12 protein-coding genes are annotated in these 12819 nt (G+C 72.0%); 5 read left to right on the top strand and 7 right to left on the bottom strand.

Annotated elements, in window-relative coordinates; genetic code table 11:
* Positions 1–5 precede the first annotated feature (5 nt).
* On the bottom strand, positions 6–1505 hold the full coding sequence (locus AC07EJ_RS34575) for an SCO1417 family PLP biosynthesis transcription factor (RefSeq protein WP_478885728.1): 1500 nt from the start codon (positions 1503–1505) through the stop codon (positions 6–8).
* Between the two features lie 100 nt (positions 1506–1605).
* Between AC07EJ_RS34575 and yczE the strand changes: the two genes are divergently transcribed.
* The 4 genes from yczE (at position 1606) to AC07EJ_RS34555 (ending at position 5073) form a co-directional block, all read left to right on the top strand.
* A complete protein-coding gene (gene yczE / locus AC07EJ_RS34570; protein WP_389487981.1) occupies positions 1606–2274 on the top strand; it encodes a membrane protein YczE in 669 nt (222 codons plus the stop codon).
* Positions 2271–3038 carry a glycerophosphodiester phosphodiesterase family protein gene (locus AC07EJ_RS34565; RefSeq protein WP_478885727.1) on the top strand — a complete coding sequence of 256 codons (768 nt, stop codon included), beginning with the start codon at positions 2271–2273 and terminating at the stop codon, positions 3036–3038. Before yczE ends, AC07EJ_RS34565 begins: the two co-directional genes overlap by 4 nt.
* 46 nt (positions 3039–3084) lie before the next feature.
* Complete coding sequence (locus AC07EJ_RS34560; RefSeq protein WP_389487977.1) at positions 3085–4443, top strand: MFS transporter; 1359 nt, start codon at positions 3085–3087, stop codon at positions 4441–4443.
* A 255-nt stretch (positions 4444–4698) separates the two neighbouring features.
* Entirely contained in the window at positions 4699–5073 is a 375-nt protein-coding gene (locus AC07EJ_RS34555) for an RNA polymerase-binding protein RbpA (protein ID WP_261709266.1), read from the top strand.
* Positions 5074–5289: 216 nt separating this feature from the next.
* Here the strand turns inward: AC07EJ_RS34555 and fxsA are convergent, their stop codons facing one another.
* From fxsA to AC07EJ_RS34535, 4 genes are all read right to left on the bottom strand, one after another.
* Positions 5290–5871 carry an FxsA family membrane protein gene (gene fxsA / locus AC07EJ_RS34550; RefSeq protein WP_389487266.1) on the bottom strand — a complete coding sequence of 194 codons (582 nt, stop codon included), beginning with the start codon at positions 5869–5871 and terminating at the stop codon, positions 5290–5292.
* A 75-nt stretch (positions 5872–5946) separates the two neighbouring features.
* A complete protein-coding gene (locus AC07EJ_RS34545) occupies positions 5947–6708 on the bottom strand; it encodes a polyprenol monophosphomannose synthase (RefSeq protein ID WP_389487264.1) in 762 nt (253 codons plus the stop codon).
* Between the two features lie 518 nt (positions 6709–7226).
* Entirely contained in the window at positions 7227–8864 is a 1638-nt protein-coding gene (locus AC07EJ_RS34540) for an amidohydrolase (RefSeq protein ID WP_478885726.1), read from the bottom strand.
* Between the two features lie 68 nt (positions 8865–8932).
* Entirely contained in the window at positions 8933–9373 is a 441-nt protein-coding gene (locus AC07EJ_RS34535; RefSeq protein WP_100597468.1) for an Lrp/AsnC family transcriptional regulator, read from the bottom strand.
* A 258-nt stretch (positions 9374–9631) separates the two neighbouring features.
* On the opposite strand from AC07EJ_RS34535, the gene AC07EJ_RS34530 reads away from it, so the two are divergent.
* A complete protein-coding gene (locus AC07EJ_RS34530; protein WP_389487260.1) occupies positions 9632–10072 on the top strand; it encodes a hypothetical protein in 441 nt (146 codons plus the stop codon).
* A 7-nt stretch (positions 10073–10079) separates the two neighbouring features.
* Here AC07EJ_RS34530 and AC07EJ_RS34525 read toward each other — a convergent pair whose 3' ends face one another.
* Together AC07EJ_RS34525 and AC07EJ_RS34520 are read right to left on the bottom strand one after the other, a co-directional pair.
* On the bottom strand, positions 10080–11174 hold the full coding sequence (locus AC07EJ_RS34525) for a phosphotransferase family protein (protein WP_478885725.1): 1095 nt from the start codon (positions 11172–11174) through the stop codon (positions 10080–10082).
* Positions 11175–11245: 71 nt separating this feature from the next.
* The gene (locus AC07EJ_RS34520) at positions 11246–12370 is read right to left on the bottom strand and encodes an Rv3169 family protein (protein WP_389487256.1); all 1125 of its coding nucleotides are present in this window, start codon (positions 12368–12370) and stop codon (positions 11246–11248) included.
* Between the last annotated feature and the right edge of the window lie 449 nt (positions 12371–12819).

The following is a 12819-nucleotide window of genomic DNA, read 5'->3' as shown; positions in this document are numbered from 1 at the left end:
CGGCCTCAGGCGATGAGCGTCCGCGGCGGCTCCGCCCCGGACGCTCCGCCTTCCCGCACCAGCCGCGCCGCCGTCGCAAGCCGCACCGCCGCCTCGTCGGCGACCGCCCCGGACACCGTGAACGGCAGGCGCACATACCCCTCGAAGGCGCCGTCCACCCCGAAGCGGGGGCCCGAGGGCACCCGTACGCCGACGCGTTCGCCGACCTCCGCGAGCCGGGACCCCGACAGGCCTCCGGCGCGGACCCACAGCGTCAGTCCGCCGACCGGCACGTCGAACTCCCAGTCGGGCAGCTCGCGGCGCAGTGCGCCGACCAGCGCGGCGCTGTTGTCCCTGGCCTGGATGCGGCGCAGCTGAACGGCCTCCTCCCAACCGCCGGTGCTGAGCAGCCAGTTCACGGCCAGCTGCTCCAGGACCGGGGTACCGAGGTCGGCGTAGGCGCGCGCGGCCACGAGACTGCGGATGACATCGGGCGCGGCCCGCACCCAGCCGATGCGCATGCCCGCCCAGAACGCCTTGCTCGCCGAGCCGACCGTGATGACGGTGGAGCCCGCCGGGTCGAAGGCGCAGACGCGGCGGGGCATGTCCAGGTCGGGGTCGAAGTGGAGCTCGGTCATGGTCTCGTCGACGACGAGCACGGTGCCGGCCGAGCGCGCCGCCTCGACGAGCTGCCTGCGCTGGTCCTCGTCGGCGAGCGCCCCCGTGGGGTTGTGGAAGTCGGCGACGACGTAGGCGAGCCGGGGCGCCGCGTCGCGCAGGACCTGCCGCCAACGGTCGAGGTCCCAACCCCCGAGCCCCTCGGCCATGGCGACCGGGACGAGCCGGGCGCCCTCCTCGCGCATGAGCTGGAGGATGTTGGCGTACGAGGGCGACTCGACGGCGATGCGCTCGCCGCGGCCCGCGAACAGATGGCAGATCGCGTCGATCGCGCCCATCGCGCCGGTGGTGACCATGATCTGCTCGGGCATCGTGGGGATGCCGCGTGCGGTGTAGCGCTCGGCGAGCATCTCGCGCAGCGCGGGCAGGCCCGCCGGGTAGTCGCCGTGGGTGTGCGCGTACGGCGGGAGTTCGCCGAGGGCGCCCTGGACGGCGCGGGTCAGCCAGGGTTCGGGGGCGGGCAGGGCCGCGGTGCCGAGGTCGATCATCGAGCCGAGCGCCTCGGGCGGCAGGGGCTCCAGGCCGCGCGCGGGCAGCGGGTTCCCGGCCGGTACGGCGGTCCAGCTGCCCGCTCCCCTGCGCGATTCGAGGAACCCCTCGCCGCGCAGCGCCTCGTAGGCGGCGGCGACGGTCGTGCGGCTGACGGCCAGGGAGACGGCGAGCTCGCGCTCGGCGGGAAGGCGCGCCGCGACGGGCACGCGCCCTTCGAGGACGAGGAGGCGGATGCCGTCGGCGAGGGCGCGGTAGGCGGGCGGGCGGCGACTGCCGGGGCCCGGGGGGCGCGTCTGCTGGGAGGCGAGCAGCCGGGCGAGTTGAGCCGCGCCGACCGCCGAAGTCCACTGAGCCATAGCAGTCCAGTCCACCTTCCCCGAATTGGCCATGGTTGGCCTGTGTTCCCAAGCCACAGAGTGTCATGCGACAGGCCACTACCACCACAGGGGGCTCCACTTGTCCGCGTCGTCCACGCCACCCGGCGCCGGTCTCACCCGGCGCCTTCTCCAGCTCTACGTCGGCCTGGCCCTGTACGGCGTGAGTTCCGGTCTCCTCGTGGAGGCGGGGCTCGGTCTGGAGCCGTGGGGCGTCCTCCACCAGGGCCTCGCCGAACTCACGGGGCTCTCCATCGGCGTCGTGTCGATCATCGTGGGCGCCCTGGTGCTGCTCCTGTGGATCCCGATCAAGCAGCGCCCCGGCCTCGGCACCGTCTCGAACGTCTTCGTGGTCGGCATCGCGATGGACGGCGCGCTGGCCGTCGTGCCCGATGTGCACGCCCTCGGGATCCGGATCCCGCTGATGGCGGCGGCGATCGTCCTGAACGGCGTGGCGACGGGCCTCTACATCGCCGCCTCCTTCGGGCCCGGCCCGCGCGACGGTCTGATGACGGGGCTGCACCGGCGTACCGGGCGCTCGATCCGCCTGGCGCGGACGACCATCGAGATCGCGGTGGTCGCGACGGGCTTCGCCCTCGGCGGCACCATCGGCGTCGGCACCGTCCTGTACGCCGTGTCGATCGGCCCGCTGGCCCAGGTGTTCCTGAAGGTCTTCGCCGTTTCCGCGCCGCCCGACGCCCCCACCGCGGTTGCCGGCGCGTCACCCGAAGGGGCGATACTTCCGCGGTGACCACGCGCGTACCCCATCCCTATCTCGACCGTTCCGGACCTCTGGCCTTCGCCCATCGCGGCGGGACGGCCGACGGTCTGGAGAACACGATGGCGGCGTTCCGGCGCTCCGTGGACCTCGGCTACCGCTACATCGAGACCGATGTGCACGCCACGGCCGACGGCACGCTCGTGGCCTTCCACGACACGACGCTGGACCGGGTCACCGACAGGGCGGGCCGAATAGCGGACCTGCCCTGGAGCGACGTGCGCCACGCGCGCGTGGCGGGCCGCGAGCCGGTGCCGCTCTTCGAGGAACTCCTGGAGACCTTCCCCGACGTGCGCTGGAACGTGGACGTCAAGGCCGAGCGCGCGCTGCTTCCGCTGCTCGATCTGATCGGCCGCACGGACGCGTGGGACCGGGTCTGCGTCGGCTCGTTCTCGGAAGCCAGGGTCGCCAGGGCGCAGTCCCTCGCGGGTCCCCGACTCGCCACGTCGTACGGCACGCGTGGTGTGCTCGGCCTGCGGCTGCGGTCCCTCGGGCTGCCGGCGGCGCTACGCCCTTCGGCGGTGTGCGCCCAGGTGCCCGTGGCCCAGTCGGGGATACGCGTCGTCGACCGCCGCTTCGTCCGCGCGGCCCACGCGCGCGGGCTCCAGGTGCACGTGTGGACGGTCAACGACCGCGCACAGATGGGTGAACTCCTCGACCTCGGCGTGGATGGCATCATGACCGATCACATCGAGACGCTGCGTGACGTGCTCAAGGACCGGGGAGCCTGGACCTGACGGCCCGCGGGCCGCGTCCGGACACGGGGACAGCGAGGGGGCGCGGGTGGGCAGCGACACCGTGCGGGCACAGACAGCGGGCGACGACGCGGCGCAGCGGCGCCGGGAGCAGCGCGGCTGGTACTTCTACGACTGGGCGTGCTCGGTCTATTCGACGAGCGTCCTCACGGTGTTCCTCGGGCCGTATCTGACGGCGGTCGCCAAGTCGGCGGCGGACGCGGACGGCTTCGTCCACCCGCTGGGGATACCGGTGCGGGCCGGCGCGTTCTTCGCGTACACCGTCTCCGCCTCGGTGATCATCTCGATCCTGGTGATGCCGCTCGCGGGTGCGGCCGCGGACCGTACGGGCCGCAAGAAGCCGCTGCTCGCGATCTCTGCCTACCTGGGGGCCGCGGCGACCGCCGGGATGTTCTTCCTGGACGGGGACCGCTATCTGCTGGGCGGGTTCCTGCTCGTCGTCGCCAACGCCTCGCTCGCGGTGTCGATGGTGCTCTACAACTCCTATCTGCCCCAGATCGCACCCCCCGAGGAACGAGACGCCGTCTCCTCGCGCGGCTGGGCGTTCGGCTACGCGTCCGGGGCGCTCGTCCTGGTGGCGAACCTCGTCCTGTACTCCGGCCACGACTCCTTCGGTGTCTCCGAGTCGACGGCGGTACGGATCTGTCTGGCCTCGGCGGGCGTGTGGTGGGGCGCGTTCACGCTCGTACCGCTCCGCCGCCTGCGGGACCGGCGCACGGCACCCGCCGCCGGCGAGGCGGCCGCGGTCCCCGGCTGGCGTCAACTGGCCTCGACCGTGCGCGACATGCGCCGCCGCCCGCTGACGCTGTCCTTCCTGCTCGCCTATCTGGTCTACAACGACGGCATCCAGACGGTGATTTCGCAGGCATCCGTGTACGGCTCGGAAGAGCTCGGCCTCGACCAGTCGACGCTGATCGTGGCGGTGCTACTGGTCCAGGTCCTGGCCGTCGCGGGGGCGCTCGCGATGGGGCGCCTCGCCCGTACGTACGGCGCGAAGAACACGATTCTCGGCTCGCTGATCGCCTGGACGGTCACAATCGGGGCCGGTTACTTCCTGCCGTCGGGGGCGCCGGTGTGGTTCTTCGCGCTGGCGGCCGGGATCGGGCTCGTCCTCGGCGGCACGCAGGCGTTGTCGCGTTCCCTGTTCTCACACCTGGTACCGGCCGGCAAGGAGGCCGAGTACTACTCCGCATACGAGATGAGCGACCGGGGAATGAGTTGGCTCGGACCGCTCGTTTTCGGCCTCGCATACCAGCTGACCGGCAGTTATAGGGACGCCATCGTGTCCTTGGTGGCGTTCTTCATGATCGGCTTTGTGCTGCTTGCCCGGGTTCCGGTGAGGCAGGCGGTGCGGGCCGCGGGAAATCCCGTACCCACCCGGATTTAGCACCTGGGGCCAAAGGCCGGTAGTGTACGCGTTTGGCCTGCCAGGCGTACCGTTACTGCACGTCAATATCGCAAAACGCCGGGTGACATCTGCTGGCAGATGTGACAAACCGGGCGCCGGTGGGTACAACAAGGGGCGGCTACGACGGCGACGCATGACCCGGAACCGGGAATCTTTACCGCCGACCGGACGTTGACCGGATGACGACGACAGCGACACCTGTCCTGTGGGCGACAAGCCCGGGAGGCACGATTCATGAGTGAGCGAGCTCTTCGCGGCACACGCCTCGTAGTGACCAGCTATGAGACGGACCGCGGCATCGACCTGGCTCCGCGCCAGGCCGTGGAGTACGCATGCGAGAAGGGACATCGCTTTGAGATGCCCTTCTCGGTGGAGGCCGAAATTCCGGCCGAGTGGGAGTGCAAGGTCTGCGGGGCCCAAGCACTTCTGGTCGACGGAGACGGCCCTGAGGAGAAGAAGGCCAAGCCCGCTCGTACACATTGGGACATGCTGATGGAGCGGCGCACTCGCGAGGAACTCGAAGAGGTCCTCGCGGAGCGGCTCGCCGTTCTCCGATCAGGTGCCATGAACATCGCGGTGCATCCGCGCGACAGCCGCAAGTCCGCCTGATCCCTCGGGAGCAGCGGGAGCGACTGAACAAAGCCGTGGGCCGGACACACGTCACGTGTGTCCGGCCCACGGCTTTTCGCATGTCCTGAGCCCGTTTTCGCCTGCCGGGCGCCGGCCTCTTTCGCATGCTCGGCTCCGGTTTCCGCATGTCCGGCTCCGGTTTTCGCATGTCCAGCTCCCGGCGGGGCTCAGTGAGCTTCTGAGCCCCGTACACGCTCACGGAGTGATCGGGGGGCGCGGACCCGCGTCGGGGCGCTGTGCGGGCCGCTCATCGTCCTTGATCACCTCGCCCTGGATGACCGTGCCGTCCGGCCGGTGCATCCGCGCCTGCTGGAACGCGTCGCCGAGGGTCCCGGGGGTGGCCGACTGCATCTTCCGCTCGATCGTCCGCTCCGTGTAGCGGCTCAGGGCCGTACGGACGGGCGGCACGAGCAGGACGAGGCCCAGGGCGTCCGAGATCAGGCCGGGGATCATCAGGAGCAGGCCCGCCAGCATCACCAGACCATTGCCCCCGGAGCGCTGCCCGCCGGAGGGGAGCGTGCCGCTCTGCTGCTGTTGCAGCGTCTCGCTCAGATTCCTGAAGGCCCGGCGCCCGGCGCGCTTGATGACGACGGCGCCCAGCACGATGCCGGCGAGCAGCAGCAGGAAGACGGTGAACCCGCCTGCCGCGCCCGCCACCACGGTCAGCAGCCAGATCTCCAGGACCAGCCACGCGGCGATGCCGAGCGGCAGGAACGTGCGGACCCGGGAACGCCGGGGCGTGGCGGGGCGCGAAGGGGGCGGTGTGCCAGTGGTCATGCCCCCAGTGTGCCTGGGCCCCGACCCGAGTGGCGTAAGCGGGAGATCAAGATCGACGGAGGCTGCGGCTCAGGCCTACTTGCGGCCGATCACACGCCCCACGCGCTCCCCCACGCCCCAAGCGGTGACCCGCCACAGCGCCTCGACGACGATGTCGCGGCTCATCTTGGAGTCGCCGAGCTCGCGCTCGACGAACGTGATGGGCACCTCGACGACGTGATAGCCGGCCTTGACCGCCCGGCGCACGAGGTCGACCTGGAAGCAGTAGCCCTGCGACGAGACCTCGCCGAGCCCGAGGCCTTCGAGGGTCTCGCGGCGGAAGGCGCGGAAGCCTCCGGTGACGTCCCGGATCGGCACGTCGAGCAGCAGCCGCGAGTACGTACTGCCGCCTCGGGAGAGGAACTCGCGGGACTTGGGCCAGTTGACGACCCGTCCGCCCGGTACCCAGCGGGAGCCGAGCACGAGGTCGGAGCCCTTCAGCGCGGTCAGCAGCCGGGGCAGTTCCTCGGGCTGGTGGGAGCCGTCGGCGTCCATCTCCACCAGGACGCCGAAGTCGTGCTCGAGGCCCCAGCGGAAGCCCGCGAGATAGGCCGCGCCGAGACCTTCCTTGCCCTGCCGGTGCAGGACCTGGACCTGGTCGTCGGCCGACGCGAGCTCGTCGGCGAGCTTTCCCGTGCCGTCGGGGCTGTTGTCGTCGGCGACGAGGACATGCGCCTCGGGCACGGACGCGCGCACCCGGCCGACGATCGACCTGATGTTCTCCGCCTCGTTGTAGGTCGGGATGATCACCAGCGCCGTACCGAGAGGACCGAACTGCCGCCCACCGCCGTCGTTCACAGCTTCCCCTTAAGACTCCTGTACGAGGGGACCACCATAGCGAGGGTGCTGGTCGGCGCTGGTAAGGCGCCCTGCGCGGGACTGCGGGATCGGGGCCCGGTGCCCTTCGGGCCGGCCTGGGACCCGCTGGCTGCGGGTCTACCGAGAGCCGTTGTCTACTGAGCGTCCGGGCCCCACCCGGGTCGCACCTTCCCCCGTGCTCCCGCGGAGCAGGGAGGGACCCCCATCCGGCCGGAACGTTCCAGCGCCCCATGGCGCGGGTGCTGGGCCTGGCTCCCAGTGGTGGTGCGCCGGTGCGGCGCACCACCCCATGACCCAGCGGCGTTCATCGACTGCGCGGAGGTTCCCCGGTCGGACGTCCAGTGGTGGACCCGGCAGAACCTACCCGTCGACCGCTCCCAGCTGTCAACAGCCCTTTGACCTGCGGCGATTGGGGAAACCGCCTGGTCAGTGCCGAGGATCCGCAGGTCGCGCGAACGTGCGTCGGAGCGCGATCGGCCGTACTGCGCCCGCCTACATCACTCGTCCGGCCCTACGTACACGGTCCGCCCGCCGACCACCGTGCGCAGGCAGAGCGGCAGTTGGGCGCCCGGCGTGAGATCGGGGAGGCCGGGCGTCCCGGAGCGCGGGTCGGTCGACCAGCGCGCGACCCGGTCGTCGGGCGCCTGGACGACGAGCTCCGCGGTGCGCCACACGGCGTAGTCCGCCGGGGCGCCCGGGACCAGGATGCCCGCGTCGTCCCGGCCGACGGCGCGCCAGCCGCCGCGGGTGTGCGCGGTGAACGCGGCCCGCACCGACACCCGGTGCTCGGGCGTGCGGTGGAACGCCGCGGCGCGGACCGTGCCCCACGGGTCGAGCGGGGTAACGGGGCTGTCGGAGCCGAAGGCCAGCGGGACCCCGGCGCGCAGGAGCGCGGCGAACGGGTTGAGGGCGCGGGCCCGTTCGACGCCGAGACGGTCCGCGTACATGCCGTCATCGCCGCCCCACAGGGCGTCGAAGGCGGGCTGCACGGAAGCGGTGAGGCCGAACTCGGCGAAGGAGGCGACGGTCTCCGGCGACAGCATCTCGGCGTGCTCGACACGGTGCCGTGCGGCCCTGACGCGGGCGAGGCCGACCTTCTCGGCGGCGGCGCGCACGCCGTCCACGACGGCGGTCACCGCGGCGTCCCCGATGGCGTGGAAGCCCGCCTGGAGCCCCGCCTCGGTGCAGGCGACGACATGGGCGGCGACGGCCTCTGCGTCCAGGTAGGCCGTGCCGGTGTGCCCGGCGGCCGCGTCTGCGTACGGCTCGTGCAGGCAGGCCGTGTGGGAGCCGAGGGCTCCGTCCACGAAGAGGTCGCCCGCGGCGCCGACGGCGCCCAGCGCGCGGGCCCGCTCGATGTCCCGGTCGGCCCAGTAGCCGACGACCCGGGGGCCGGCCTCCTCGGCGGCCAGGCGCAGCAGGCCGGTGAAGTCGTCCTCGGAGGAGATGTCGGGGCCGCCGCACTCGTGCACGGAGCCGATTCCCAGGGAGGCCGCGTGCCGCAGGGCCGCGCGCTGGGCCTCCGCCCGCTGCTGGGGGGTGACGGCGGCGTGGGCGGCGGCGCGGACGGCATGGTGGGCGTCACGGGTGAGGGGTCCGTCGGGGGTGAAGCCGGGGCGGTCGGCGATGCCGGGCACGAGGTCGAGCAAGGCCGTGGTGACGGCGGCCGAGTGGACGTCGATGCGCGAGAGGTAGAGCGGGCGGCCGCCGGTGGCCTCGTCGAGCTCGGCGCGGGTGAGGGGCGCGCCGTCGGGCCAGCGGGCCGCGTCCCAGCCGTGGCCGAGGAGGATCCGGTCCGTGGGGCGGGCGGCCGCGTGGGCGCGGACGAGGGCGAGCGCCTCGCCCCGGTTGCGGGCCGCGGAGAGGTCGAGGCCGGTCAGGGCGAGCCCGGTCGACGTGGTGTGGACGTGGGCGTCGGTGAACGCGGGAGTCACGAGGGCGCCTTCGAGGTCGACGACCTCGTCGACCCCCTCGGCGAACGCGTCTGCCGCGCCTTCGGAGCCGACCCAGGCGACGTGCCCCCGCTCGACGACCATGGCCGTGGCGAAGGGGTCGGCGGGGCTGTGGACGTCGCCTCCGCGCAGAAGGACGGTGCGGGGGTGCGCCGGTGCGGGCGGCGTGGGGGTCGTACTCATGGGGACAGTTTCCCGCGTTTGTCCCCACGGGCCGCACCCGGGGCCCGCACGGCTCGGACCCGCGCCGGTCAGACGCGGGGCGGCCGTGCCTCGTACGGCGTGGAGAGGACCACGGTCGTGCGGGTGGAGACGCCGGCCAGGGAACGCACCCGGGCCAGCAGGTTCTCCAGGTCGTGCGGGGTCTCCACGCGGACCTTGAGGATGTAGTTCTCGTCGCCGGCGACGCTGTGGCAGGCCTCGATCTCGGGGACGCCCGCGAGGCGTTCCGCGATGTCGTCGGGGGCGCTCGGGTCGAAGGGTTTCACCGAGATGAAGGCGGTGAGCGACAGGCCGACCGCCTCGGGGTCGACGACCGCGGCATAGCCGCGGATGACCCCGCGCTGTTCGAGGCGGCGCACGCGCTGGTGCACCGCGGACGTGGACAGGCCGGTGGCCTTGCCCAGGTCGGTGTAACTCATCCGCCCGTCCTTGACGAGCAGCTGCACGATCTGTCGGTCGAGCTCCTCCATGGCGCAGAACCTACAGGGCCCTTGATCCCCCGGGATACCCGAGCGGTCCCAGGGCGGACACGCCTGCCTGGTCCGCTCGGGACATGGGGGCGGCTACGCCTACCTGCTGGCGGGCATCGGCAATCGACATGTGACGAAGACCACACCTGTCGAACCGTGTCCACGCGCGTGCCACGATTACCCCCACGACGGGACGGGAAGTGCTTGCTGTGGTCGAGGCCGCAGCGCCTTGTCGGCCCACCCGAGGGGGAGAGTCCCATGCAGAATGTGAAGCGTCCCGGTCGTCCTGCCCGCAGTCGGCAGCAGCCGGTGAACGAGCCCGAGCCGGAGGGCGTCGAACCGGCGGACACCGGGATCGACGCGTTCGACGAGTACGACACCTTCGAGATGTACCGGGTGTTCTGCCCGGACTGCGCCCAGCCGATCGCGCTGCTCGCCGACGAGGACGTGCTGCCGGAGCACGCGCTGTGCGCCTCGCCGTGGAACCCGTTCGGTCTCACGGTCTGCCCCGGTACGGGCCGCGCCGCGGCTGACGCCCGGCCCGCCGACGACTCGACGGAGGCTCAGGAGCAGGACACCGCCCTCCTGTTGACGCTCCCTCAGGGCCTTGACTGGCGGATGCAGCCCTTCTCGCACGTGGGCGGCCCGGGTTCGCGCCCGCTGCGCGTCCCCGAGCAGGCGCGGCGCGCGGCCGCCTGACGGCGCCTCAACTCCAGTAACTGCCCTGCACCATGGCCCGCAGACTGGCGTGGTGCAGGATCAGTGTGTCCGGATCCTCCGGCACGGCCACCTCACCGAAGTACACCTGCCGATAGGCAACGCGCAGCATCACGATGGCGTGGCGCAGGGCGGCGTACAGGGTGTGGAAGTCCATGTCGCGCGGTGTGTGACCGGTGAGTTGGGCGTAGCGGCGCTCGACGTCCGCGCGGCTCAGGAAGCCGGGCAGGCCGGCCTGGCCGAAGCTCTCGGTCAGGTCCTGGAAGAAGCGGTGCAGGTACACGGTCCAGCCGAGGTCGACCTCGCGCGGGGCCAGGGACGCCATCTCCCAGTCGAGCACGGCGGCCGGTTCGAAGCCGTCGTAGATGATGTTCCCGATGCGGGCGTCGCCCCAGTTCAAGACGGGTTCACCCTCATCGGCGGGCCAGAGTTCGGCGAGCCGGTCGAAGGCACTCTCGATGAGCGGTGACGGCGGCAGTCCGTCCACCACCCAGGCGTAGTAGGCGCGTTGGGCCTCGACGTGGCGGCGCAGCGCGCTGCCCCTTCCGGGTGCGTTGAGGAACTCCGCCTCGGACGCCGGGACTCCGTCGTGCAGCCGGGCGATGAGCCGCACGGTCGCTTCCTGGAGCCGTGCGCGCTCGGCGTCCGTCGCGGCGTGCAGCCAGTTGCCCTCGTAGGTGTACGGCATAACGTCCGGCGGTACGCGGCCCTCGACGCGCTCCATCACGAAGAACGGAGCGCCCAGCGGCCCTGGATCCTCCTCCAGCCACAGCACGCGCGGCACCGGCAGCCCGGTCCGATCGGCGGCGAGCCGCATCGTGCGGTACTGCCGCGGCATGTCGTAGTCCGGGAAGATCGAGTACGCGGACGGGTCTGCGGCGAGTCTCAACGCGCAGGCACGGACGGGTGGTTCGGGGTGTTCGATGTCAAAGAGCAGCGTCTCGCTGGACATGCCGTTGGACCCGGGGACGGTCACGTTCACCGCCTTGGCGCCCGGCAGTCGGGCGGCCAGCCACGTGGTGAGCCGACGGGCCACTTCCTCGGGGTCGCGGGTGCTGGTGCGCGGTCTGGGTGCTGTCGCCATCGCAGGCTCCTTTCAGGGCGCCACCGATCTCAGGGCCTGAGGCGTGGCCGATGTCAGGGGCGTCACCGGCTTCAGTGCGCCACGGAGTCGTAGCCGGTGAAGCCGCTCGGGTCGTGCCTGCCGAAACTGCCGTGCTCGAATATGCCGTGGCCGACCTGGCCGTCCAGGGTGAAGCGCGCCGCATGGTCGATGACGCCGTAGGCGGCCATCGGGTGAGCGCCGGGGTCGGAGAGGTCGTAGCTGCGGCGGTCGGTCCAGTCACGGCCGCGCCAGGTGCCGTGCTGCCAGTCGTCCGCGGGCGGGTATCCGGCGCCGACGGCGAGGGGGGACGAGGCGAGGATCTCGACGCCCAGTTCCAGGGGCTTGCGGGAGAGCGGGTCCGTGAGGTGGATGACGGCGCTCTCGGGGTGGCGGGTGCCCGTCCGGTAGGTGATGTCAGCCTGGGGCCAGCCGAGTTGGAGGTCCGGGCGGCCGTCGCCGACGAGGGTGGCGTCGTTGAGGGTGCGGTAGCCGTCCGCGTCCTCCTGGACGATCACCATCAGGAAGCGGTCGTCGAAGCGGACCGGTGACCAGATCCAGTGGAAGCCCTCGGTCCCGTTCTCCTCGGCAAGCCGGCCGCCCTCCTCGCCGGGGACCGGGCGCACGCCCCAACTGCGGTCGCGGGTGCCGGTCCAGCCGTCCAGCGAGACCTCGCGCCCGCCGACGCGGAGCCGGCCGTCACAGCGCCCGGCCTGCACGAAGCGCCGGCCCTCAAGGGTGAGGCGGCCGCCACGGCGCTGGGTGTGGTGGGGCTCCCAGAGGGCCGGGAAGGCCGCCGACCAGTTGATCTCGTACGAGAGTCCGTCGGGGTCGTCCGGGTCGGCCGCGCAGGTCAGGACGAAGTCCTTCAAGGGGCGTTCGACGTGGATCCGGAGCGGGCCGACGGCGAGCTCCATGCGGGCGTCGTCGCGCAGGGCGTCGGAGGCGCGCACCGCGTGGAGGGTGTCGCCGACGCGCAGGGTCGCGTACGCGTCAATGACGCCGAGGTTCGGGTAGACACCGAGACCGAGGATGAGCAGGAACTCCCCAGTGGGGTCGACGAGATGGAAGATGCACCGGTCGTAGGCGTTGCGGTCACCGGTCGCGACGTGCTTCATGGACAGCGGTACCTGGTGGACCGGGTATTCGTCGAGTGCGACGGGACGGTCGTCTGCCACGCGTTTCCTCCCTGGGCGTACGGCGGTTGACGTCGCCCGGAGGGGTGCGGCCCCCGGCGGCGGAGTTGACGGTACGTCAGCTCGGCCGACGGAGCCAGATGCGTGCGCCGACCCGGTTACGGCGACGGCGGGATCAGGCCGGGCGCGGGGCCGACTCCGATCCGATCTGATCCAGCCTGATCCAAACGAAAGGCCCTAGAACTCACGCCCCCATGTCCCGGACGGTGACCTGTTCGGCGCGGGCGCGTTGGTCCGGCATGCCCCTTACGCAGACCGCCACCGGCCGTCGCCGTCGCCTCCTGGTCCCCGCCACCGCAGAATCGGTTCCGCAGCCGCCGCCCCCGGAGCGCCCCGCGCCCCAGGACCCGCCCATCTACCGCGCACTGGTCAGCCACTGGGCCGACCGCGGCAAGACCCTGCCGGGACACCACGATCCGGAGTGGACCCGG

The organism is Streptomyces sp. NPDC045026, assembly GCF_056432625.1.
This window is presented reverse-complemented; position numbering and strand designations above follow the sequence as displayed.